Source organism: Schleiferia thermophila (genome assembly GCF_003337435.1).
Classification (GTDB): domain Bacteria; phylum Bacteroidota; class Bacteroidia; order Flavobacteriales; family Schleiferiaceae; genus Schleiferia; species Schleiferia thermophila.
The window spans coordinates 136,062-161,605 of record NZ_QPJS01000003.1 but is presented as its reverse complement, the minus strand read 5'-3'; the positions used below and the strand labels follow the sequence as shown (position 1 = coordinate 161,605).

At 44.4% G+C, this 25,544-nt stretch carries 18 protein-coding genes and 1 tRNA gene; 7 read left to right on the top strand and 12 right to left on the bottom strand.

Features of this window, described 5'->3' with window-relative positions:
• Positions 1 to 6: 6 nt before the first annotated feature.
• On the bottom strand, positions 7 to 1,359 hold the full coding sequence (locus DES35_RS08085) for a TolC family protein (RefSeq protein WP_037358402.1): 1,353 nt from the start codon (positions 1,357 to 1,359) through the stop codon (positions 7 to 9).
• The gene (locus tag DES35_RS08080) at positions 1,346 to 2,020 is read right to left on the bottom strand and encodes a TetR/AcrR family transcriptional regulator (protein WP_037358400.1); all 675 of its coding nucleotides are present in this window, start codon (positions 2,018 to 2,020) and stop codon (positions 1,346 to 1,348) included. Before DES35_RS08080 ends, DES35_RS08085 begins: the two co-directional genes overlap by 14 nt.
• Positions 2,021 to 2,211: 191 nt before the next feature.
• On the opposite strand from DES35_RS08080, the gene DES35_RS08075 reads away from it, so the two are divergent.
• A complete protein-coding gene (locus tag DES35_RS08075; protein ID WP_114366309.1) occupies positions 2,212 to 2,751 on the top strand; it encodes a fasciclin domain-containing protein in 540 nt (179 codons plus the stop codon).
• 468 nt (positions 2,752 to 3,219) lie between these two features.
• Here DES35_RS08075 and DES35_RS08070 read toward each other — a convergent pair whose 3' ends face one another.
• Positions 3,220 to 4,239, bottom strand: a complete 1,020-nt coding sequence (locus DES35_RS08070; RefSeq protein ID WP_051889287.1) for an SRPBCC family protein — start codon at positions 4,237 to 4,239, stop codon at positions 3,220 to 3,222.
• A 46-nt stretch (positions 4,240 to 4,285) separates the two neighbouring features.
• The gene (locus DES35_RS08065; protein WP_125039435.1) at positions 4,286 to 7,708 is read right to left on the bottom strand and encodes a hypothetical protein; all 3,423 of its coding nucleotides are present in this window, start codon (positions 7,706 to 7,708) and stop codon (positions 4,286 to 4,288) included.
• A 56-nt stretch (positions 7,709 to 7,764) separates the two neighbouring features.
• On the opposite strand from DES35_RS08065, the gene DES35_RS08060 reads away from it, so the two are divergent.
• Genes DES35_RS08060 through DES35_RS08040 form a run of 5 tightly spaced genes read left to right on the top strand, consistent with a single transcriptional unit; the run spans position 7,765 to position 13,661 of the window.
• Positions 7,765 to 8,529 (top strand): exodeoxyribonuclease III, encoded by a 765-nt coding sequence (locus DES35_RS08060; protein WP_114366307.1) that lies wholly within the window; start codon positions 7,765 to 7,767, stop codon positions 8,527 to 8,529.
• Positions 8,526 to 9,950, top strand: coding sequence for an ATP-binding protein (locus DES35_RS08055; RefSeq protein WP_114366306.1), 1,425 nt, complete (start codon positions 8,526 to 8,528; stop codon positions 9,948 to 9,950). Before DES35_RS08060 ends, DES35_RS08055 begins: the two co-directional genes overlap by 4 nt.
• Before the next feature lie 4 nt (positions 9,951 to 9,954).
• Positions 9,955 to 11,421: a sensor histidine kinase gene (locus DES35_RS08050; RefSeq protein WP_170125725.1), complete on the top strand. Its 1,467-nt coding sequence runs from the start codon at positions 9,955 to 9,957 to the stop codon at positions 11,419 to 11,421.
• Positions 11,422 to 12,567 (top strand): 3-hydroxyacyl-CoA dehydrogenase NAD-binding domain-containing protein, encoded by a 1,146-nt coding sequence (locus DES35_RS08045; protein WP_051889285.1) that lies wholly within the window; start codon positions 11,422 to 11,424, stop codon positions 12,565 to 12,567. It begins immediately after the preceding gene.
• Complete coding sequence (locus DES35_RS08040; protein ID WP_114366304.1) at positions 12,564 to 13,661, top strand: site-2 protease family protein; 1,098 nt, start codon at positions 12,564 to 12,566, stop codon at positions 13,659 to 13,661. Before DES35_RS08045 ends, DES35_RS08040 begins: the two co-directional genes overlap by 4 nt.
• Before the next feature lie 452 nt (positions 13,662 to 14,113).
• On the opposite strand, the gene DES35_RS08035 is transcribed toward DES35_RS08040, so the two are convergent.
• The 5 genes from DES35_RS08035 to DES35_RS08015 all read right to left on the bottom strand — a co-directional run bounded on the left by DES35_RS08035 (position 14,114) and on the right by DES35_RS08015 (position 18,476).
• A tRNA-Arg gene (locus DES35_RS08035) sits at positions 14,114 to 14,187 on the bottom strand.
• 51 nt (positions 14,188 to 14,238) lie between these two features.
• Complete coding sequence (locus DES35_RS08030) at positions 14,239 to 15,429, bottom strand: T9SS type A sorting domain-containing protein (protein ID WP_170125724.1); 1,191 nt, start codon at positions 15,427 to 15,429, stop codon at positions 14,239 to 14,241.
• A gap of 30 nt (positions 15,430 to 15,459) precedes the next feature.
• Positions 15,460 to 16,098 (bottom strand): Crp/Fnr family transcriptional regulator, encoded by a 639-nt coding sequence (locus tag DES35_RS08025; RefSeq protein ID WP_114366302.1) that lies wholly within the window; start codon positions 16,096 to 16,098, stop codon positions 15,460 to 15,462.
• A gap of 22 nt (positions 16,099 to 16,120) precedes the next feature.
• Positions 16,121 to 16,822: a hypothetical protein gene (locus DES35_RS08020; protein ID WP_125039434.1), complete on the bottom strand. Its 702-nt coding sequence runs from the start codon at positions 16,820 to 16,822 to the stop codon at positions 16,121 to 16,123.
• A gap of 10 nt (positions 16,823 to 16,832) precedes the next feature.
• A complete protein-coding gene (locus DES35_RS08015) occupies positions 16,833 to 18,476 on the bottom strand; it encodes a S8 family serine peptidase (protein WP_114366301.1) in 1,644 nt (547 codons plus the stop codon).
• A gap of 467 nt (positions 18,477 to 18,943) precedes the next feature.
• On the opposite strand from DES35_RS08015, the gene DES35_RS08005 reads away from it, so the two are divergent.
• Positions 18,944 to 21,049, top strand: a complete 2,106-nt coding sequence (locus DES35_RS08005) for an SPOR domain-containing protein (protein ID WP_125039433.1) — start codon at positions 18,944 to 18,946, stop codon at positions 21,047 to 21,049.
• 169 nt (positions 21,050 to 21,218) lie between these two features.
• Here the strand turns inward: DES35_RS08005 and DES35_RS08000 are convergent, their stop codons facing one another.
• The 3 genes from DES35_RS08000 to leuS are packed head-to-tail and all read right to left on the bottom strand — an operon-like array spanning position 21,219 to position 25,510.
• Positions 21,219 to 21,743, bottom strand: a complete 525-nt coding sequence (locus tag DES35_RS08000; RefSeq protein WP_037358378.1) for a hypothetical protein — start codon at positions 21,741 to 21,743, stop codon at positions 21,219 to 21,221.
• Between the two features lie 51 nt (positions 21,744 to 21,794).
• Positions 21,795 to 22,727, bottom strand: a complete 933-nt coding sequence (locus DES35_RS07995; RefSeq protein ID WP_037358375.1) for a UDP-3-O-(3-hydroxymyristoyl)glucosamine N-acyltransferase — start codon at positions 22,725 to 22,727, stop codon at positions 21,795 to 21,797.
• Complete coding sequence (gene leuS, locus DES35_RS07990; protein WP_114366298.1) at positions 22,727 to 25,510, bottom strand: leucine--tRNA ligase; 2,784 nt, start codon at positions 25,508 to 25,510, stop codon at positions 22,727 to 22,729. The genes DES35_RS07995 and leuS overlap by 1 nt, the downstream gene beginning before the upstream one ends.
• Between the last annotated feature and the right edge of the window lie 34 nt (positions 25,511 to 25,544).

Sequence of the window (25,544 nt, the reverse complement as noted above, 5' to 3'; positions counted from 1 at the left end):
TTTGTGTTAGTTGTTGTAATTACCTAAAATCTTATTTAATGCCGAATGGGCGTTGATAAGCTGAATCATCGACTGAACATATTGGCTCTGAGCATCGAGCAGTTGATTTTCTGCCTGAGTGAGCTCAAAACTTCCTGCCACCCCCTCCCTGTATTTTATGAGGGTTTTCTCTCTCACCCGGCTGGCAGTTTCCAAATTTTTTCTTCGGATTCTCATATTGTTGATCGAAAATTCAAATTCGCTTTTTGCTCTGTCGTATTCGACTTGTTTGGCATCTTCTACCTGTTTTTTTGCGTTTTGAACCCTCAGCAGATCAAGTCTGGCCTTTGAAGTTTTGGCATATCGGTCAAAACCGGTGAAAATTTTCCAGTTCAGGCTGACCCCCATCACTGTAACCGGTATCCAATATCTGTTGAAGTCAAACATCTTAAATTCATTACCAAACATATTTTGCTGGTGATTTATAAAGCCCGTTACCGACGGCAGGTAATTCATCTGGTAGCGCTTTACTTGTAGACGTGCAGCCTGTTCTTGAAGCAGAATTCCGCGATATTCATAGTCCGCCATCAGGTCAAATGGTTTGCTCATCAGCTCAAACGCATCCTGGTCGATGGCTTCAAAAATTTCAAGACCATCGGTCAGCACAATGTTTTCCTCCAGCGATATGCCCATCTGCAACTTGAGCAGCATCAGAGCAATTTCGTGTTGCCGGCGTGTATTGTCCAGCTGATTGGAAACTGTATTGACGAGTATATCGACCTGATCCACATCCTGCTCTTCGATAAAGCCTTCGTTGTAAAGCTTCTGATTATCGCGGTAGATTCTGCGCAGCACTTCCAGGTTGTTTTCCAGGATGCTTACCAGTTCGCCCGTCATTATCACTGTACCATAGGTACGCGTTACATTGTCCAGTACCTCCACTCGCGACACTTCCAGGTCGTTTCTGGCCAATTCCTTAAACACCCGTGTAGCCAAAAGGGCCACGATGTACGAACCATCAAACAGCAGTTGCGAAGCCTGAAGTCCATAGGTACTCTGGTGAGGTACTCCAAACTGCACCAGTACAAAGTCCACTCCCTCCGGCGGATTGGGAAGTAGTATTGCAGGCAGTGGGGTTTGTGGGATTTGCGGATTGTACTGATGCCTGGCCTCGGCCGACACCTGAGGAAGACCGATAGCTGCTGTCTCCGTTATGGTTTTTTTAGCCTTTTCGAGCTCAAGCTGTTTGTCCTTTACAGAGTAGGCATGCTCGGTAGCATACCTTCTGGCATCATGGAGCGAAAATGCTCGCTGTGCTGCCAACTGTACCGATAGAGCCATCAAAGCAAGCCCTGATAGCACAAGTTTACCTTTGTTCATTGCTCTTTTGAGAATATTTATTTTCCAGATATTCCAGTCCTTTTGCAGAGGCAATCCCTCTGATGTGGTAGATCAGTGCCTCTCTTGTCAGCTTCTCCCAATCAAATTCACTCACCGGAAAATACTGTTCGTCCATAATCATCAGGATCCTGCTGTAGTGCAGATTTGCAATAATTTCCACATCAAAATCATTGCGATACCAGCCCTGCTCTATACCCTTCACAAGATTTTGCGTAGTCACCTCCATAAAGTTCTTCCGCTGGGCCTCTTTGATCTTGAAAAAAGTATTCGGATAGTACTTCCGGAGCTGAAACTGAACGCCCTGATGCTGCATCTTGTTAAAATTTCGCATCCCTTCATCCAGTATAAAGAGCTCATCGATGGGATTCTCCTCCTTTGGACATATTTGCCCGCAAAATTCCTTGATGTGATCAATGACCAGCTCAGCCCCTTTGTCCACAAGGTCTGCTTTGTTTCTGTAATATTTGTATAAGGTTTTTTTCGATATTCCCAGCTCACGCGCTAGGTCGTCCATCGTCACACTTCGCAATCCCAACCGGCTGAAAAGCACTACCGCCCCGGCCAGAATCTGCTGTTCGGGCGATAATTGCTCGATCAACTCCATCGATGGAAAAAAACCTTTGAAATCCGTTTGAATCATGCACTGAGAATTCGATACAAATTTTACATCGCTGATAACCTACGGAAACATTTTAGGTTTATTTCGTTTCCTTATTTAACCAAAAATTAATGCCCCACCACCATTTGGTAACGATCTGTTAAAACAACCATCTCTGTAAACATCTTCATACATCCCAACATTAACTCATTGTATTTCTAATACCTATAACTATGAAAAAGGTACTTTTCAATGTATGTACATGGATGCTGGCAGGTGCCATGCTCGTCAGCTGCAGAAAAGACGATGACAACAAGGACAACGAACAGCCCCAGCAGCAAAACATCGTCCAGATCGCCCAGGCCAATGCTGATTTCAGCATTCTTGTACAAGCCCTCACCCGCTCCGATTTAAGCGTCAACTATGCACAAGTACTCAGTGGCGAAGGTCCCTTCACAGTATTCGCCCCAAACAATGCAGCATTCACCGCATTGCTCACAGAGCTGGGTGTTTCATCGCTCAACGATATTCCCGCTCCAGTCCTCGAAGCCGTACTCACCTACCACGTCGTAGCAGGCAGAGTCACAAGCAATATGCTCACCAACGGCCAGGTAGTCACCACCCTCAATGGCGGCACCTTTACCGTAAACACTCAGGGCGGAGTCACCATCACCGATGCCAACGAGCGCACCGCCACCGTGATACAAGCCGACATCACAGCCTCAAACGGAGTCATCCACGCCATCGACAAAGTCATTCTCCCTGCACTTTAATCCCTCCGCATACACCATTTGATCCTTCCAAGGGCATGCATCCGCTGCATGCCTTTTTTTATTTGGGCGTGCCCCCGCGCCTGCTTTTGCTACTATTCCTGTAAGGCGCGGGGTCGGGCTGCTCCGGGGTGCGCTTCGCTCCCGTGCTGCGCACCGCCCTGCAGGCGCCCTCCGCATCCCTCACGCAGAGCAACCTCTGTAGCTTCCAGGGCCGTATATATAGTGCACCCATAAAAAATCCAATCAACACACCTCCACCCAACCCATCACCACCCGGTACCCGCTGCACTCCATGCAGATCCATGCCTCTCTATATCCACGTACCCCATTACACGGAGATTGTTGTGTAGACATTGTGAGAAGAAAAAAGCACAACGCAAACCTTTAGCAAAAAAATTTATGTCACCCACCCCGGCCAAGGTCCGTAAAAACAAAGCTATGGGCTTACCGATTGCAATTTATGCTTCCTTATTGTTGATTACTTTCATTTTTGCTTACAAAGACTCCCACAAGACCATTACCGGTCTCTGCGATTTGCCGGTATTCAAGAAAATCAACCATAAAACTATCCACAGCCTCCAGGCCACTCTTGCGGGACACCAGTTGCGCCATTTCCATCAAAGAAGCTCTACCTAGCTGGATACCAGCAAAATAGAATTCACCATCCGGCAGCATCCCGCTCTGATAACCAGGCAAAGCCGTATAGCGGGCAAAAGGGAAGCCAACGTGTACCACAAAGCCTCCGGATGGCTGGCGAACAAACTGCAATACCAGATTGCCAAAAATTTCCAAACCGCGCCTTTCAGCCAAAGACTTTAGTTTTTCGCCGGTTTCCAGCACTTTATTCAGCAGTTCGGAGTCTTGGGTTGCCTCCAGGGATCTGTACACAAAATACCTAGGGTCAAAGTAAACCTCCTGCACCACCACATCCCTGAAGGGATCTTTACTCTCAAATCGCTTCTCCGCCAGAGTTTTAAGCTTTTGTAAGCCCGCATCATAATCCTTCCCGATGGCCTGTTCAAAGTCCGTAAACAGCAACATCAGGTTCAGGGGCCTTGGAATTTTACCGGCAAATCCCCATTTTACTTCTACCGTTTCAAGGTCTTTTGTGTCTATTGTCAGCCAGGCAGAGCTGCTGGTTTTAAAAGGCTGTAAAAATCTCACTTCCATATCCACACGGTCAGGTCGCACGGCCGTAATCTCCTGCTCGCCTTCTCCTACCTCATCGTTGCCCTTCCATCGGTAGATGGAGCCCGGCTTACCGTCTTCGCCCAGAAAGATTTCGCTTATAGATGAGTCCCTCTCACGCCATGGCGACCACATCACGTGTTCTCTAAGATTGGAAATCATCGGAAAAACGGTTTCATAATCTGCCTTCACGACTGTTTTTCGTTCCACCTGATAGGTAGAAGGCAACAAAAAGGAAACCCCGTACAACAAGACAATGGTTCCGATGATGAAGTACAAAACTATTCTGGCCGTTTTCATTCAATAACGCTCAGTTTATCCACCAAAAGTAAAGCAACAGATACAGTTAGAAAAAAGCTTTGACCTGAAAAACACCGCTGTGAAGTATCCCGAGACCGCTGCCCAAACGCCCTTCGTATGTCAGACTCAGCTGAAGACCATTGACCAGGTTTCTCTGTGCCAGCAAAGTCACAATAAAATTCTGTCCCGGCTGTAACCCCTCCAGCATGGCAAACCCCAGAGGCGAATTAGCATCGCCCGTAAATGAATTGACCACGTATTGAATGGTAGCTGTAGTCACAAATCTCGAAGCAGAAGCCAGATATTGTTCACTGATCAGCCGATGGCTGGAGAGCAAAGCCGATGCGGAATTTTTTGATGAATATTCATAGGAGAGAATAGTGCGGTATTTCTCTCCGGGTTGAAATTCGATTCGGGGACTGGCCAAATACTCATCAAAGCTGAAATTCCTCGACACAAAATTCATCGAGCGTGTCTCCCTGTTTACATAGTTGAGCTTTAAACGCGCCAGCAGAGGAGGAATGATTTTGTAGCGAATGTTCAGCGGATACTCTACGCTACGGACCTCTTCCACCCCAAACGCCAGCAAATTGGCAGACCGGTTGAAAAGGTAGTTGGCATCCCATCCAAACTTGCTTCGGGTACGGTCGAAAAACAGCGTCTGCCGCACCAGTATCAACGAGCCAAGAGTGAGACTATCGGGCCCCGAGCCGGGCAGGTGTACCGGTGTGTTGACTGCTCTGATAAGTTGCCGGCGATTGTCGGTTTGCAAGGTAGACTGCAGGCTGAATCGGGTCAAAAATTTTCTGAACCCCGACCACCGCTGACCCATATTTACAGGGTTAAAGAGCAGTGACTGAGAGATTTTGCTCACTTCTACACGTGTAAATTCAGAAGAAGGTGCAAAAATCCGGATAAATCTGGCTTCAGCAGGAAATCGCGCCGGCTCAAATTCATCCAGTTCCTTAATGCCATTTCCGTTGTAGTCGATCCAGGTATGTGTACCTGTGCCTGCCGGTACTTCAATGTAGCTAAAAACGCGAAGTGGCTCCGTGCCCGTTCCTGTTTCCAGCAAAGTATTTGAAATAAGTGCATTTTTCATCCAGCGCTGCTGCAAACGCACCCTGCCGGTGTAAGCCGCAAAGTCCTGCTGGCCGGTGATGGGATCATATCTGATGTGTCGGTAAAGCACAGAAGCACCCAAGTCTGCGTTTTTACCAAATTTCCAGTCAGCCTTTATCCCACCTCCCCTGCTCACGGCAGCCCGTTGAATACCACCAGTGTACACCGTATCATCCGTCCGCAACAAAGCAAAGAGTTCAAAATTCCGTCCTCTGTTTCCGTATATCCTCCAGTAAGGCTCTGCCTGAAAAAAGTTGTAAGAACCATCGATCCACTGCTGCGTGTCACTTCTGAGATTGCTTTCAACATCTGTCCTCACACCAATACTTGACCGTTGGCCGGCTTTCCATGACCAATCGCCCAACTGTCTGAGAAATGTCCCGTCCAGTACAGGTCCCTGTATTTTAAGCGCTGAAAATCGGCTGTTTATTGCTACATATTGATTGTTTACGTGCAGTTCTCCGGAATATTTAAGCCGGAAATCATCGCCCTGCCGGAGCAGAGATACCTCATTAAAAACGTTGAGGAGCGTATCCCTTGTCAGACGCAAATGCACACCGGCCAGCAGTTGAGTACCCCTCAATGCAGTATCGGCTATAGACCAGTCGCGCTGAAATTCAACCTGGCGAACACGCTCCACGGTTCTGAAATCAGCAGTCATGACATCCGAAAACCCACCGATCTGTAATCTGGACGCTCCCAGTTTGCGATCTATCCCATAGGTCAGGCGGGTAGCAAACCCCTCTTGTGAGGCAACCCCTGAAGCAAATCTGTTTAGATTTAGCCGGCTGAAAGCCGATTGAAGCTCCAAGGTTCCGAATTTTCCGCCATTGTAGGCAGCTCTTGCCGACGATACACTCAGGCTTTGCGGTGGCAACAATTGCCTTATCGGCTCATAGCTCCCCTGCGGACGACCATTCTCCGGTGGTATCCATTCAAATACTCTCCCGTTTACCGTATTGTTGGATGGGATGTAGTTTCCATTGCCTTGACCTACAAAGGTAAATTGAACCCGGTAGAGACCCTTGGTACTATCTCTGGAAAAAACAAATATCTCCCCAAATCCCGGTTGTAAAATTTTTTCATAGAGCACCTCATCCGGAGAATACTCCACCTGCACTGCCGACGGAATTCTCATACGGCCAAAATCAGCGCCGGCCTGCGCAATGATTTGCTTTTCCGCTTCGGTCAGATCCTGAAAAAGGGTTTGTGTACGGCTGTCGGTCTCGTCGTAATGAACCAGTTCAATCTGAAATTTTTCGGACTCCAATGCCAGCTCCCCATATGCTATCGTACGCAGATACAGCAGAGAAGTATACTGGAATTCGACCACAATCCGGCGTTCCCTTGTGATAGGGCGCAAGGCCGTAAAAGTGATTTCTCCGGTATTGTAGTCCATTACATAATCATATTCCTGCCCACGGGTTAGCAACATTCCGTCCAGATACACCCTTTCACTACCTGATATGATGATGATAAAAAGCTCATTGTTGTTACCAAATAGCTTATAAGGGCCCTGATTGCCTTCCTGCCCCATGAATGTATTTCTGGCAAAAATTCCCCGTGAAGCAGCTGCATTGGCACTGGCCCTGACTTTCATCGTCTCCGAAATATCGGCAGTAGTCTCCAGACCAAACCCGGTAATTCGACGATCAAAATTCAGAAAATAATGCCCAAGGTTCTGAATCTGATAATCTCCGGCTGTGACTTTACCTCTTTTCGGATGTGAGATTTCAATAAAAATCCGATCGATTTCTCTCAGCTGTTGAGAGTAACCGTCAGCTTGCACCGGCACTCTGTTGTCGGTAATAGATGCTCTGATTCGTGTACTGTCTCTCAAAAGACCGGATAGCTGTAAGTCGAGAGTTGAGTTTAACACAGGACTCTGGTTCGACCCGGCACGCACAAACCTGCTGATAGCACCCGTACGCGAAATTCCGGCCAGGTCACTGTCAAACAACCCCCCGGTATTCTGAGTCTTCAAAGTCATCGCCTGTACATCGCTGCGTTTTGCTCCTTTGGGTTGTATCAGTTTTCGGTCAAGCCCCTGGGAAAGTGAAAGATAGTCTGGAGGATACGTATAATAGGAAATTTCTACCTCACCACTGTCGCACACAAAGTAAAATACAACATATTGTCCCGATGATTTGAAACAGGAATCTGCCGCTACACCATTGCTCCTCAAAACAAGAGATGGAGCGTAAACATCCGAGGGCAGCAAAAGCGTATCTCCATAAACGAAGATGCGCTTCACTTCGTGATATCTGGGATTCAAATTCTGACCAAACACAGAAAGTACCGGTAAAATCGCACAAATAATCCAATGCACCTTCCATGTTCGTTTCATTTCAACCTTTTATCTTCGCCTTTGTTTTTAAGGGATTACAAACTAACGATTCCCGGATGAATATCATTACATACAACGTAAATGGCATACGGTCCGCCATCAACAAGAGTTTTTTGTCCTGGCTGCAGCAAGAAAACCCCGATATTATATGCCTGCAGGAAGTAAAAGCAGACTCAAACCAAATTAATGCTGATGATTTTGAAAGCCTGGGCTATCACATCGCCTGGCACAGCGCAGAAAAAAAAGGATATTCCGGCGTAGCCATTCTCTCAAAGCCCAAACCATTGAAAACCATCATCGGCTGCGGAATCGATTACATCGATAGCGAAGGCCGTATTCTCATAAACGAATATCCGAATTTTTCTCTTGTATCCGTTTACATTCCCTCAGGTTCCAGTGGTGACGAGCGGCAAAACCTTAAAATGAAATTTCTGGATGACTTCCTCCAATTTACCGAAAACTTAAAAAAAACCTATGAAAAGGTCATCATCGCAGGCGATTTCAACATCTGTCACAAGCCCATTGACATTCACGACCCTATCAGAAATGCCAACAGCAGTGGATTCCTACCCGAAGAAAGAGAATGGTTTGACACTTTTGTAAGCAGCGGCTGGATTGATTCATTCAGAGCAATCAACCACCAACCCCACCAGTACACCTGGTGGACCTACAGAGCCGGCGCACGGGCTAAAAACAAAGGCTGGCGGATTGACTATCAAATGCTCACCCCAAACCTGCTGCCACACCTCAAAGACGCGGTCATTCTCTCGGATGTAGTCCACAGTGACCATTGTCCATACAAAATCAACGTAGATGTATGATAAAAGACCACAATCTGCTGATCTTTCGTCGCATCATCGAGGAAAATGCCATACCCCTCATTATCCTTCGACAGACAGAAATCGTCTATTACAATGCAGCATTTGACAGGCTGATGAGTGTACTCAAAAGTACACCTGAAGCTTTCGTAAAAAAATACATCACAGAAACCACTGATGGTGAACTGTGCCTAAAATATGCTTCAAAAGAAATATTCTTCAACATCTACTCCACCACCATCGACCAAACGTATCAAATCTTTCAGCTCATCAACAATACCGAGGCTAAAATCCATCAGCACAATCTCGAAAACACCATCAAAAGCCTTCACGAACAAGAAAAAATAAGAAACCACTTTCTCGAAAATCTATCCCACGAACTCAGAACTCCACTCACCGGAATCATCGGCTTTACCGACTTGCTCAAATACACGGAGCTCAGTCAGGATGCCATGACGTATATCGATGGACTGACCCAATCAGCCAACCGAATGGTCCAAACGCTCAACAGCATCAATGAATTTACGATGCTCATATCCGATACTGTCACCCTGGTAAATGAAACCATAGACCTGGAAAAAATCGTAAAAAAAGTCTGCAACTCCTTTTATTATCAGGCGAAAGCCAAAAATTTATCCCTGAAATTATCCAGTGAAATCATTCCTGATATACCCTTTGTAAGTGATGGCGGAAAAATTGAAATAATCCTTAAACATTTGATTTCCAACGCAATTAAATTCAATGAAAAGGGTAGTATAAATGTATCTTATCACCTGACCCATAGCGAATGTACTCTGAAAATAGAAGATACTGGCATTGGAATTCCAGAAGAAAAACTGGATGAAATCTTTGAGGATTTTAAACAACTCAGCGAGGGATACAACAGACATTACGAAGGCTCAGGTCTAGGTCTGGGCATCGTGCGAAAATTGGTAAACCACCTTGGCGGACAAGTCCGGGTCACAAGCATAATTTCAAAAGGCTCCACCTTTACCGTCACGCTGCCCAATCGTACGCTGAAACCCGAAAAAACCATCGTAACCCCAAAAAAATCAAGATCCAACTCCATTTTATACGTCGAAGACAACTACCTCAACCAAAAACTACTGCAAATCAGCCTCGGTAAGCTGTACCACATCACTTTGGCACAAAACGCGGAAGACGGCATAGCCAAGGTGAAAAACCGAGATTTTGACCTTATCCTTATGGACATCAATCTGGGAAAAGGAATGGACGGAATCCAAGCCATGAAAGAAATTCGAAAACTGCCGGATAAACAGGAAATACCCATCATCGCACTCACCGCCTACGCCCTGGCCGACGACAGAGAAAAATTTCTCAATGAAGGTTTTGACGATTACATCGCCAAACCGTATACAAAAGACGAAATTATTCACACAATCAATAAGTTCTTGTTACAGTAAAAAAATGACCCCAACACCAGAAAAAAAATACACGTTCAAAATAAAAATTATCAGAGATGAATTCGATACAATTTCTGACTTTTACATTACCGAAATGGATGATGAGGCATTGGAATTACTGAATATAAACGAAAAAATTCAACTCCCTATGTCCTATAAACTACTCGAGTCAAAGTACAATTTCAACAGTACTTTTTTTCAAATGTTTGTCTCAAATCTCGATGCATCCCCATTTGGCAATTTTTATTTCTACAATCGGCCATACGAAGAAGTAATCTACAAAATACACTATGAGCTGAAAGGTGACCAGCAGCACGTATACGTATCTGCAGACGACAAGGTAACACTCCGCGAATTTGAAGAAATCAACGAACTGAGGTATTTCTACGAAAATGTCTTTTTTAATTCCAGCGATGCAATATTCTTAATAGAATACAAAAACGGAGAATTCCGATACATCACCACCAACAAAATCCACCGGATCAAGACCGGAATCTCCTTCGAAATGATTCACAACAAAACCCCTCGTGAGCTGGTAGGCGATGAGCTGGGAACCATCCTTGAAAACAACTACAAACAAGCACTCACTACAGATGAAACCATCACATACGAAGAATACCTCGAGCTTCCCGGAGGGCCTCGATATTGGCAGACTCATTTGAAAAAACTGGTAATTCCAAAATCAAACAGAATCATCATCTTAGGTACTGCAAGAGACATTACGGAGCTTAAACACAAACAAAAGAAAAACCTCGAATTAATCAAGCAACTCAAAGAAGCCAATCAGATAAAAGACAAATTTTTCACCATCATCGCACACGACCTCAAAAACCCGTTGTACAACAGTCAGGCCATCAGCGACCTTTTGTATCACAATTACGACATGGTCAGCACTGAGGAAATCAAAGGCTATCTGAAACTACTGAATTTGAGCCTAAAAAACGCCAGCGAACTGCTCAACAACCTGCTGACCTGGGCTTCCAACCAACTCAATGGATTGAAAATTCAACCCACCCCCGTAATCCTGAGCAAAGTGCTGGAAAAAGTACTTGAAGGTTTTGATATAAACATCCGGGAAAAAAACCTCATTATACACACCGAAAATCTAAAGGAAATTATCCTGTATTGCGACGAAAACAGCCTGTATTTCATCCTACGAAACCTGCTGTCCAATGCAATAAAATTTTCTCATAAAGATGGAAAAATTCATATCTCTGCCCGGTTTGCCGATGATATGGTACAAATAACCATCCGGGACGAAGGAATTGGAATGAATGAAAATGTGAAAAAAAATCTGTTTTCACTCGCCACAACCTCTTCCAAAGGAACCAGCGGAGAAAAAGGCTCCGGACTTGGGCTTGTCCTGGTAAAAGAACTTGTGGATAAAAACCAAGGCCAAATCGCCTTTGAAAGCCAGGAAGGAAAAGGAACCACCTTCTATATCACACTCAAAGCATATAAAAAAGAATAAATGAAAAAAATCTCAATAGCAGGCGCAGGCACTATGGGTATGGGAATCGCCCAATGGGCAGCCCAGATGGGTCATCCTGTCATTCTCTTCGACACTTCCGACTCAGCCCTTCAAAGAGCTGAAAACACCATTCAAAACAACCTTAAAAAACTCGCCGAAAAAGGAAAAATCAGCGAAAATCCGTCTGAAATCTCCAATAGAATTTTCTATTCCAATGACCTTACCCACATAGCCGGTTCCGATCTCTTCATTGAGGCCATAGCAGAAAATTTTGACGCAAAAAAACAGCTTTTTCAACAGGTCGAACAGCTCACACAAGACACCATCTTGTGCACCAATACATCCAGTCTGAGCATCAATAAACTGAGCAGCACCCTAAAACGACCAGAAAAATTTGCCGGACTACACTTTTTCAACCCAGCCACCCTGATGAAACTTGTCGAAATAATACCCGGTTTTAACACTCATCCTACAATAACCGAAAAATTAATATCACTCATGAAGTCCTGGGACAAAGTACCCGCCCTGGCCAAAGACACCCCAGGCTTCATCGTAAATCGCGTAGCCCGACCCTACTACGGCGAAGCCCTCAAAATAGCAGAAGAACAATTAGCTACCCCCCAGCAAATCGACCAGGTAATGAAACAGTTGGGAGGATTTCGGATGGGACCTTTTGAACTGATGGACTTCATCGGTCTAGACGTTAACTTTACAGTGAGCTATTCAGTATTTGAACAAATGTATTTCGACCCCCGCTACAGACCTTCCATCCTGCAGCAGCGCATGATGGAATCCGGACGCCTTGGACGAAAAACCGGAATCGGATTTTATGACTACCGCTCCCAAAATCCCCCAACAGAAATACATCCACTCACCGAAAAAACCGCCAATACCATATTTCAAAGAATTCTAAGCATGCTCATCAACGAAGCCGTAGATGCCGTTTACCTTGGCATAGCCAATCCACAAGCCGTAGACAATGCCATGATGTACGGAGCAAACTACCCAAAAGGACTGCTGCAATGGGGCAAGGAAATCGGTTTCGACAAAGTAAAAGCCCTCATAGATGAGCTCTTCGACCACTACAAAGACCCCAGATACAGGGCATCAGCCGGATTCTATCACATCCATACCCTAATACCATGAAAACCACATCCTCCTCCGTACTCTTAGGTCACGTTCAGGGCATTCCCATTAAAATCCATTGGAGCTTCCTGCTCATTCTGGGCTATGTAGCTTTTATCAACGTCCGTGCAGGAGCCGATACTCCCCAGGTCATCTGGGCACTTGTTTTCGTACTGGCTATTTTTGCATGTGTCGTATTGCATGAGTTAGGGCATGCACTCACCGCCCTCTACTACGGCATTCACACCCGAAGCATCACCCTCTATCCCATCGGAGGCATCGCAGCCCTGGAAAAAATCCCAGAAAAACCCATCCAGGAACTCGCCGTCACCCTGGCCGGACCTCTGGTCAACGTAGTCCTGGGAATTCTATTTTGGCTACTGGCAAGCTGGCTCACACCTCAAGGAATCGACCTCGAAAACGCCAGTCTCACCATTTCCCCCTCCACCTTTCTGATCAACCTTGCAGCCGTCAATCTACTCCTGGCAGTCTTCAATCTGATCCCGGCCTTTCCAATGGACGGCGGCAGAGTGCTTCGCTCCGTACTGGCTATGGCCATTGGCCGCCTTAAAGCTACCCAAATAGCCATGATCGTTGGCCAGATACTCGCTGTAATCTTCATCTTCAAAGGTTTCATGGGCAATCCCTTTCTAATCCTTATTGGCGCATTCGTCTTCTTCGGCGCAGCACAGGAATACAACAGCGTCCGCTATACCTCCGTATTGAGCCTTCACCAGGTGCGCGACGCGCTCATGACCCGATTCACACTGCTCAGCCTGGATACCACACTCGCACAAGTCAGAGAATTAATCCTCAGTGGAGCCGAAAAGGAATTTGTCGTCGTCGATCACACAGGCAGACCCGTCGGCATTTTCACCCGGGACCTACTCATTGCCCATCTGAGCAACCAACCCGAAGACACCACCGTCGGCCAATGTTACAAACCTTCTAACCTTACACTCAGTCCCGACCAAAGCATGGAAGAAGCTTATCGACTCATGCACGAGCATCAAATCCCTATAGCCCCTGTACTGGAAAACAACACCATCACCGCAGTCATCAACACCGAAAACATAATGGAATACCTCATGCTTACCGAAGGTGGTGAAGAGTGACCGCTGAATAGACACCGATCTCTCAGCATCCGAAGCTCGCTTCCAATACCCGCTCCTCCGCTTCTTTACACTGTCTTCCAAACTAAAAAGACTTACACTAAAACAAGTCACTGTCCATTCCTCAGCAAATATTTTTTTGGGCGTGCCCCCGCGCCGGCCTTGCGGCCTTACCGCGCGGGGTCGGGCTGCTCCGGGGTGCGCTTCGCTCCCGTGCTCCGCTGCGCTGCGCACCGCCCTGCAGGCGCCCTCCGCATCCCTCACGCACTACCCCTCTCAATGGAATCACCCCTCCCATACCATCCGCCCACCTTCCTCTATATGTCAGCCCAGCAAAAAAGCTCTTGCAGTCCCAAATGAATCTGACATCACCCCACTGCCCCCGCCTGTAGCCTCACTTGCCCATATGCACTCACAGAAAAAAAAAGCCACCTCACAAGAGGTGGCTCACAACGTGATCCGGAAAGGATTCGAACCTTTGACCTACTGCTTAGAAGGCAGTTGCTCTATCCAGCTGAGCTACCGGACCATTTTACGGGCCGCAAAATTATGCCATCGCCCGTTATCACCCTAAGTTAAATTATTGCAAAAGAACTTTCCTGGTTACAGACCGTTGCCCTTCCACCAGGTTCAAAAACATAAGTCCTCTCGGAAGCTTCTGAACATCAATCTGATTCTCACCGGCACTAAGTCTCGACTCAAGGAGCAATTGTCCGGTAGCAGAGTAAATTTTCAAAACCGCACCTTGTTCCACTGTCACCGAAAGCCACTCTCGTGCAGGATTCGGATAGACAGCCACCCTTAGATCAGCAAATTCTCTCTGACCCAAAGTGCCGTTCAGCCATGCAAATAAAAATTTGGCAGTTTCGGTCACAATGGTATTTCTTCGGGCAGCATCATACGGCAAGTCGTGATCTACCCCTTGAAAAGCAAACAAGCTGCTGTTCCCACCGAGATTTCTGATTCTTACATCGATCAGACTCGAGCCATCCAACTGGAGAATATTAAATCCAATGACCTGCACAAAACCTCTTCCGAATTTGACTGTATTGTCCGCAGTACCGTGAAAACTGATAACCGGCTTTAAAAACGCAGACAATATCATTTGAGTATCCAGCACAGCACCGGCAATATTGATCACCAGATGCGACTGAGAGTTGAATCCGGCACTTCCGCTATTGCCCTCTATTCCCCCCAGCAAATTAATCAACGATCTGACCTGCTGCGACACTACATTGGTGTCTCGTAAAAACACCGAATGCAAAGCAGCAAGACTACCCGCCGAGTACCCGCCGGCTGCTATTCTTGTAGTATCAATGCCATAAGGATTGCCCTGGGTAAATGATTTTTTAAAAAACCGCACGGCAGCATTGAAATCCTGAGTACCCCTCACAGCAGCCATGATAAACTCCTCTGAAATATTGAGGAAGTTCATTTGGTTGACTCCTAATCTGTAGGAAATTGAAACGGTAACATATCCCCTGCGGGCAAACCGACGACATAAATCATTTATGAGCTCATCCTGCCTGCTGCCAGATATAAATGACCCACCATGCGCTAGGATGATCAGAGGACGATTGTTGATGCTATCGTTCGCTGGCTTGTAGAGATCAAAATAAAGCTTAACTGTGTCATTGTTCCATGCAAGTGCCTGACCGTACTGAATGTCTTTAATGGAATCAATCTGTGTAAACACTTCTGTCAGATATCGCTGGCCACTGAGCGAAACAGTCAGAAGCAATGCCAATGAAAGTGAGTAGATTTTTCTCAAAAGGCAGAAATTTTTTTGTAAAAATAACAATTACTTAAATTCAGGCTTCAAAACAATTTGATTTCTATGAAGCTCTACCCACCCTCTCTGTTCCATCTTTTTAAGCAACCTTGAAATCACTTCACGCGAAGAGTTAAGCTCATCGGCAATTTGCTGGTGAGAAATATTGATCTCATTTGAACCAAAAATTTCTCTTTGTCTTTTCAAATAAAATTCAAGTCGCTCATCAAGTGCCCTGAAGGAGATCTGATCGATAGTCTCAAGCATCTCCTCAAAACGCCTTCTGTAGCTGTCCAATACAAATCGATTCCATCCGGGATATTTAAGCATCCATCGCTCTACCATCGATGATGATACGAAGATCAAAGTCGAGTCTGTCACAGCTTTGGCGATCACCTCACTTCGCTCCTGGCGGATAGCGCAGTTCATGCTCAGGGCACAGGGTTCGCCGGATTTGATGTGGTAGAGATAAAATTCATTTCCATCACTACCCTCGCGATAGAGCTTCACCACCCCTTCATAGATGAGCATCGAATGTTTAAAGTACTGTCCTGTCTGGATGATGTAGTCTCCCGCCATGTAATCTCTGATTACTGCATTTTGCAAAATTTCTTTAATAAGTTCTGTTTCAAATTCGGGAAATTTGTTTTTTATATCAATTTCTGTCATTTTTCGAAAACATCTTTTTCGTTTATAAAAAGGAAAACTCTATTCCTGCTAACACCCAGTTTACACTGCCCGCTCTGACCACTTGCACAGGAAGTGACCACCGATTGAACCCAAAGCGACCTCTAAAACCATAATACCAGCGATGTATTCGGTAGCTGTTCCCATCTGCCAAGATTACCGATTCGTTGATAAACTTCATTTCCATACGAGTATTATAGATGGATACGCCACGGTGGATGTAGTCATTCGTAGTCGCAAAGCCTCCCAGCACCCCTCCTTCCAGATAGGTGCCTATTCGATTAGGCCCACCTCCGAATCGTATACGCAGGTTTTGCCTCAACTCAATTTCACCTCTGTTGATAATGTCACTTCTGTGCTCCGAAAATACAGATGGGTAAAGTGGTAAGGAACCTTTGTATGTGTATACTATGCCAGTACCTCCAAAGGCAAATTCCGATGTGAGCGAAAAAATGTTGTTGAGCTTATACTTGTAGAGAATGAAAAATTGAAATGCACCTGAATTAAAAGCAGAAAATTCAAGATCAGGCAGTTGATCGGCTGAGATCCCTCCTAGTATCGAAAAGCCGCTGTGAACGTAGTGTTTTCTGTTTTTGCCATATGAATAGTCTTCATCGAAAACGCTTTTTGGCTTTTTAAGTACAGTGGTCTGGCCAAAAGTCATTGTCCCTAACCCTACAAACAAAATGAATAGAGCATATTTCATGTGTAGAAAATTATAAGTTCATTTCAAAATAATATCCTTTGTAATAGGCCCTGAAAGTTACGGCCTTTGGATGAGATATGTGTAGAGTAAATTCTTTTTCAGGAATCAAAACCTCATAGTCAACCAATTCACCGTTCGCATCCGCCAAATGAAAATAAAAGTAGTCAAACCCTTTAAATTCAGCTTCTGGTGTATGTTTATTGGTTAGCCGGATGATCAATGCTTTAGGCTTTTTGTTTTGTGCATTTTCATTGATTGTTTTCGTTAGATTGTTATCAACATCATCCTCGGTAGAGTCATCATTGTACACCACCGAAAAAGTGGCCTCTTTTATTGGCTTTCCATCAAAAAAGAAATCAGCCTGGGGAACCCCATATCCATGGGCATAATCATAATAGGGATACAAATGCGCTGATTGTTGTATTAAATTAAAATATTCCATGGTTTTGAGGCCGGGTTTCATTTGCATTACACAGGCGGCAAAGCCACTGACCAAGGGAGCTGAAAACGAGGTACCGTTTACGATTTTATATCCATTTTTACCACTGGCAGCTACGGTGGTACCACTGGCTACTACATTGGGCTTCAGTTTTCGATGAGCAGTGGGGCCAAATGAAGAAAAATTGATTTTTATCCCATTCTCTGGATTCACACCTCCTATAGATAAAACACTGTCGGCATCTGCAGGTGCCCCGATGATTTGCCAGCTGGGTGTAGCACCCTCATTACCTGCTGAATTAATCACAAGAATACCCTTGGAGGCAGCTATGTTGGCAGCGCGACTTACCATCGTGTACCGGCCATTCATATGCATTGGAGCATAGCGCGGCTCAGTATATCCGAGACTACTGTTGATGATATGGGCTCCATTTTTATCCGCCCATTCTGCCGCTGCTACCCACCAAACTTCTTCTTTTAAAATTTCTAAGTTGATCTCTGTCACGGCGAGCAGATACTCTGCATCGGGTGCCAAACCGAGTAGCTGTTTTTCTGCGTTGTACCCGCCGATGTTTGATAAGGTAGCAAGACCATGACTATTTCCTCGATACACATTTGCCCTGTTTTTCGTAAAATCAAATGTTCCCACTATTCTGCCCTCGTTTCGTATGTGCTCAAAAGACCTATGAACATCTACATTTGGAAAACCGCCATCAAATACGGCAATCCTCACGCCTTTGCCTGTTATATTGTTTTTGGGAAACAGAAATCCGTTCATCAGGTGAATTTGCATGAATGAAAGGTCGGCTATCGAATTATTTTCATTGGACATTACCAATTCGTCAGGTGTTGTTTCAGCATAAATAATTTCGCTTTCAGCTGGTAGTACTTCTTTTACAAATTGAAATTTCCTGATGCGTTCGATGGTTTGTAAATCGGCTTTTACATACGAAGCGTTTAGCCAACGGGAGCTGTAAATGACCTCTGCACCGCACGCTTCAAGCGAACGCTCGTACCTTTCATTAACAGGAAAATCGGTGCTGTCCCATAAGTTCACCTCGTTCACAATTCGGCGTTCAATGGCTTTAGGGTCAAAATAACTGAAAGGATCAAAAGAAGTCCCCTTATTGGAAAATTCTACCCAATAGCTTTTTCGCTCCTGTCCAAAGACTAATTGCATCGATAAGAAAAACAAAACAACTATCCAATTTTTCATAGTTAAAAATGTAGTAACGGCTACCAATCACTATTCTCTTATTTTGTATCCAAGGTCCAATCTAAAAATCGCATTTCACCACACAAATATGAATAGAATAAGTTGAATTTTTACTCACATCACAAATAAAGGAACAGAATGTTCAATCCGGCTTTTGAAGCAGATACCAAGAAGACTTGCTCCTTTAATCAACTGAAATCAGTACATCTATTTTAACCTAATTCATTTATTTTAACACTAATCAACGCACATTTAGGATTGAAATAACTGACTTATAATATTGTTTTTGTGCTTGTTATAAACTTATTGACAAAGACTGTTTCTCTATACCACAAGCAATCTATTTATTGTTGATATCCATGTAGTACATCGCCGAAAAATTTCAGTCTTACTCCCTTGATTATCAACAATTGATTATTGAAAATTATTATTTCAACTTTTACTACATCAAAAAAAACTCAATACTATTGAGTATCCCAGAATATATCAAAGTGAGCGCTGCTACCTCCTCAAAACCAGAAAAGGAAAAAAAGCCATCCAGACGAAAGTATTTCTTCCGGAAGCTTTTTGTTATTTTGATCATTTTCACCCCATTGTGGAGTTTTTTGGCTTGGTACTTCTGGCCTAAAAAGCCCATGCGAATCTTCATTTTGGACAAAACGGTGTCGCGTACTTCCTACGACGAGCACATGAGCCTGATGTGGGTGCTCAATTACAATCGGTTTACAAAGGAAAATCTTTCTCGCTATCGGGCTTCTCAAGACTACTTTGGCTTCTTTCCAACCAACAGGCCTCAGTTTAAAGTAAAAGACCTCACGTTGTATTCTGACGAGCAGCTTGATTCCATTTCCCAATATTACGATATGTTTTACTACACAGATGCCTATGGAGTGTATTCCAACGAATGGTATCTGAAAGGCGATATCAACGAACGTTCTTCACTGATTTATGGAGGAGCTAACTTTTCAGAAGTCACCTTGATGGAAAAAATTTTTCAACAACGAAAGCTCCTGATCGGCGAATTCAACCTGGTGGCCTCCCCGACCCCATATGATGTGCGAAAGGCACTTGAAGACTTGTTCCAATTCAGATACACAGGCTGGACACTTCGCTATTATCCCGAACTTGACACTGCAAAAAACCAGGATATCCCTAAATGGATGGTTCGACTTCATGATCAAACACAAGAAAACCGATGGAACTATAAAGGACCAGGAATCGCATACGTAAGCGAATGGGGAACTGTTTTCATACTGACTAAAGAAAAAGATCTGATCTCAGAAATACCGGTCATAAATACCAAGAAAAAATACGCTGAATACTATAAAATCCCGGAATTTCTTCGATATCCCTTTTGGCAGGATGTGGTGATACCGTATTCAGAATCCAATGTCATAGCCAATTACAAAGTACACACCAACGAACGTGGCGACAGTTTTCTCCAGTACTATAAGATCCCCAAAATTTACCCGGCAGTGATCGGTGATTCCGCCGAAAATTTGCGATTTTACTTTGCCGGTGATTTCAGTGACAATCCAATCGGATATATCTCTTCTTATTTTAAAGGAATTTATTGGCTTCGAAAACTCTTTTACAACAATCAGGACTTTAACGATCGCAGAAAATTCTTCTGGGAATATTACCAACCGCTCCTTCAAAAAATCTTCTACGACTACTATCTTCGTAAAGAGCGCATCGACCGTACCAATCCTCGCCCTCTTCCCAAGCGGACAAGCACAGTCCAGAGAAGCATTGAAATACCAGACTTTTCACGAGAAAATAAGATTCTCATCTCATCACAAATCATCGACTATCAGGAATCTTCCATACCCTATGGAGTGAGAAAAATGCAGGCGTTGCTTTCGCAAAAAACATCCGCAACATCCGCCACTGGTTCTGCTTTCAATACTTATGAAATTGAATATGAAGACTCTCGAACCACAGAAAAATCGGCTTCGAAAACACCCGTTGATAGCACAACCACTTATTCTACAAAAGAGACCAAAAAAGATCAACAAGTTCCCTCTACTGAAAAAGAGTCAAAAACATCAGCGTCTCCATCACCTTTACCCCAATCGGAACAAACAAAACAAAGCCCTTCAGCACCCACAAATGTTGCAACACCATCATCAAAATCCACTGATAGTCCACGCACCCTTCCCACTCTTACGTCCCCAAAGGAACATGCAGCAGAACAACAAGAAAAACCTTACATATCCCAAAAAGCATTCATCGACAGACTCGTAGTCCTTACCCGAAATGGGGCTTTTATCCGTGGACGAGATTATTTTGGCCAAAACGGAACAATTCCTTCTACCTCAGCTACCACTTCAGGCATATCCACTGATAAAAAGAGTGTTTCCGCAAGCTGGATGGTTATAATTGGTTCCTTCACCAGCGAAGAAAATGCTCGTGCCTTCGCTGCTATCAATCCATCCTATGAAATCATAAAACTGCCCGGAACCCCCTACTTCCGAGTTGTTTACAAATCCTATAATTCGCTTCGCGAAGCAAAAGCAGATGTAGCTTCTATAAAATCCGAATTTCCAGATGCCTGGTTGTTGAGAATTTGACATTAACAGAAAAAAGGCAAAAATTGACTTTAAGCGATTCATTTTCATAAGATTCGCGAGCCATAAAACTTTTTCATAAATAAAATCTTCCATTCATCAGTGTGCGATTTTTAAAAAAAATTGCCCGGCAATACCCGGGCACAGAAAAAACAAATGTCAAGATCGCAAACTACTTCTTGCGTACGCTGATCTTAAAAGTTGTAGCTACATTCTGACCTGTATCATCATCTTCAATATTTTGAAGAAATTCCATATCAATGGTATTTTCAGTGAATGATTTGACATTCATAAGGATGGTATCATTTTCAGGCCCGATAAGTCGTACTTGCTGATTGCTCAATACAGCGTATTTATAGAGGTCAAAAACATTCTCAAATTCCAGGGTATCAAAAGGAATAGAAGTGCCGCCCAGCTCAATGCTCACAGCCACCCTGGCTCCAGCTGTAGAACTGATTTCCTTTGGGTTATCCTTAAAAGTAGCAACCCCAGTAAACTGCGAACCTACACCAACAACATTTACTTGTTGTCCAAGAAACATTGCAGTGGCCGATACGTCCATTTTAGTGAGTTCCCAACCTCCAACGATTACGTCTGCAAGAGATTTTTGTTGAGGCTGATTGTTGTCGTTGTCTTTTTTACAGCTGAAAACAGCTGCAGTCAAAAAGAATACATACAGAAGATTTAACTTTTTCATACTAAGATACTTTTTTTATTTAACGACAAAGGTATGAGATAAGTTAGTTCATTACATTTCCAATTTTTCAATTATCTCAGGAAGTACACGAATGGAAGCTAATTCTTTATATTTTTTGCGCGCATCCTCTGCTGGAGAACCAAAGTACGTTTTATTTCCCTCTAAGTCTTTGGTTACACCCGATTGCCCTAAAACAACAGCTTTAGAGCCGATGTTTAATCCGGAAGCGATTCCTACCTGACCCCATAAAATCACTTCATCACCTATATTGACACACCCTGCTATACCTACCTGCGATGCAAAAAGACAGTTCTTCCCAATCACGGTATCGTGTCCGACTTGTACCTGATTGTCTATTTTGGTGCCCTGTCCTATGATTGTCAATGAAGTAACTCCGCGATCAATGGTGCAGCAAGCTCCAATCTCTACGTTATTGCCGATGAGCACTCCACCCGAGCTCAGTAATCTGTCATAACCATCGGGGCGCTTTTTGTAGTAAAAGGCATGGGAGCCAATCACGGTATTTGCCTGAATGACGACATGATCACCTATAGTAGTGTCGTTTAAAATCCGTACCCCGCTGTGAAGTACGCAATTTTTTCCGATGACTACCCTTTCACCGATAGTGACAAAAGGCTCAATTACTGTTCCTTCACCTATTACTGCCTTTTCAGAAATCGGCGTAGTGTTGTAAATGGTGGGATTAAAAAAAGATGAAAGTCTGTTAAAATCTCTGAAGGGATCTTCCGAAATTAACAATGATTTGCCCGGCGGGATTTCCACCGATTTGTTGATCAATATTACTGTAGCGGCCGATGTAAGAGCTCTTTCAAAGTATTTGGGATGATCCACAAATACAATATCTCCGGGCTCCACCCTGTGAATTTCATTAAATCCGGTAATCAACTGGTCTTTATTGCCTTCATATCTACACTTCAGCAGATTGGCTATTTCGGATACAGTATACGGTCTGGGTAGTTTCATCAGATGACTATGTTAATTATTCTTCCTTGAACAACAATTATTTTTCTGGGATTTTTTCCGTTGAGATACTTAGCGGTTTTTGGCTCGGCTAATACTGCCTTTTCGACTTCCTCACTTGTCAGCGACTTTGAAAGTGAAAGCGTAAATCTTGTTTTTCCATTGAAACTCACCGGATAAATCACATGATCTTCTTCAAGCAACTTTTCATCCCATGAAGGCCACCTGGCCAATAGAACAGATTGACCGCTGTTCATTCTTTGATAAATTTCTTCGGCAATGTGTGGGGCAAAAGGAGCCAGTAGCACGGAAAGCGGCTGGAGCACTTCGCGTTTTTGGCACTTTTGGGATGTCAATTCATTTACGCATATCATAAATGCCGACACGCAGGTGTTGTAACTGAAATTTTGAAGATCATTGGTCACTTTTTTGATCGTTTTGTGAAGGGTTTTCAACTCTGCATCTGTCGGTTTTTCATCCTTTACACAGAAGTTGCCCGCTTCATCAAAGTGCAGTCTCCAGTATTTTTTCAAAAAATTGTACACCCCGGTAATCCCATCGGTATTCCAGGGTTTTGATAGCTCAATAGGTCCCAGAAACATTTCGTACAAGCGGAGCGTGTCGGCTCCGTATTTTTCAACTATGTGGTCAGGGTTTACCACATTGTATTTAGACTTGGACATTTTTTCGATCTCACGACCTACTCTGTAACTCCCATCGTCTTCCGTTTCAAATTCAAAATCCATGAATTCCGGCCTCCATTTTTTAAAGCCGTCTATATCGAGTACATCGTTTTCAACCAGATTTACATCCACATAGAGCGATTGGGTGTCATAGGCGTCTTTTTTTGAAAAGGTCACAAATTTTTTCTGTCCTTTTACCCGGTATACAAAAGCACTGGTGCCCTGAATCATGCCCTGGTTGATGAGCTTGGCAAAGGGTTCGTCGGAGGTCACAAATCCGAGGTCAAATAAGAATTTATGCCAGAATCTGGCATAGAGCAAGTGACCGGTAGAATGCTCAGAGCCGCCGAAATACAGGTCAACAGATTTCCAGTATTTTTCCTTTGCAGCCGAGAATGGCTCTTTTTCGTTTGCCGGGTCCATGTACCGCAGAAAGTACCAACTCGAGCCAGCCCAGCCTGGCATTGTGGTTGTTTCCAACGGCCATTTATTTCCTTCATCATCAGTATAATACCATTCTTTAGCCCTTGCCAAAGGAGGGTCTCCGTCTTCGGTGGGCAGATAAGCATCTACCTGTGGCAATTCTAACGGAAGCAATTCTTCTGGCAGTGGATACGGAATCCCGTTTTTATAGTAAATCGGGATAGGCTCTCCCCAATACCTCTGACGGCCAAATACGGCATCGCGAAGGCGAAAGTTTACTTTCCGATGTCCGATGCCACGTCGCTCAATTTCTGTGATAATGGCGGAAATAGCATCCTCGACCGGGAGGCCTGATAGAAATTCAGAGTTTATTGAAGTACCGCTTTTTTCTTCATAGGTCTCTGCGTCTACATCCCATGGCTTACCGGGGTCTACGACCATCTTGATGGGCAGTCCAAATTTTTTGGCAAATCGGTGGTCGCGGCTGTCATGGCCAGGTACGGCCATGATGGCACCAGTGCCATAGCCGGCTAATACATATTCGCTGATATACACCGGAATTTTTTCACCAGAAAAAGGATGAATGACATAACTACCAGTAAATTGACCTGTTACGTTCTTTACATCTGCCAAACGGTCGCGCTCACTGCGCGATTTTACGTAATCGCGGTACTGTTCGACGGCTCTTTTAAATTCGTCAGTGGTCAGCTGGTCTACTGCATCGTGCTCAGGAGCCATCACTATAAAGGTAGCCCCGAATATGGTATCGGGCCGGGTAGTGAAAATACTGATCGGGACCTGATCCGGAGTATAAAAATTTACAATAGCGCCCTCGCTGCGACCTATCCAATTTCTCTGAGCTTCTTTGATGGAGTCGCTCCAATCGATTTGCTCCAGCCCTTCGAGCAATCGCTGGGCATAGGCCGTGATCCTTAGACTCCATTGCATCATTTTTTTTTGAACCACGGGATAACCTCCACGCTCGGATAAACCATCTTTTACCTCATCATTAGCAAGTACAGTACCCAGTGCCGGACACCAGTTTACAACACTTTCTGACCTGTAGGCGAGTCTGTAGTTTAGCAAAGTCTGCTGTTTTTTTTCCTCGGGCCAGGTATTCCATTCTTCTGCCGTAAAAGAAAGCTGCTGTGTACATGCTGCATCCAGACCTTTTGTACCAAATTCCTCCAGATGTTGTAGTAGTGTTTTGACAGGTTCTGCTTTGTTGGTTTTTTTATTGTACCAGGAATTGAAAAATTGGAGGAAAATCCACTGGGTCCATTTGTAATACTTCGGATCGCTAGTGCGCACTTCTCTACTCCAGTCATAGCTCATTCCAAGAAGGTCCAGCTGACTGCGATAGCGCTTTATATTGTTTTCGGTAGTAACGGCAGGATGCTGACCTGTTTCGATAGCATATTGTTCAGCTGGCAGTCCAAAACTGTCGTATCCCATCGGGTGCAACACATTAAACCCTCTGTGCCTCATAAATCTGGAATAGATATCACTGGCTATGTAGCCCAGAGGGTGACCCACATGCAGACCTGCTCCTGAGGGGTAAGGGAACATGTCCAAAACGTACAACTTGGGTAAATTTGGGTCTTCAACTACTTTATACAATTGATTTTCAGACCAATACTTTGACCATGTGCGCTCAATTTCCTTATGGTTGTATTCCATTGACAGCCATTTATCTTAACAGGCAACAAAGGTA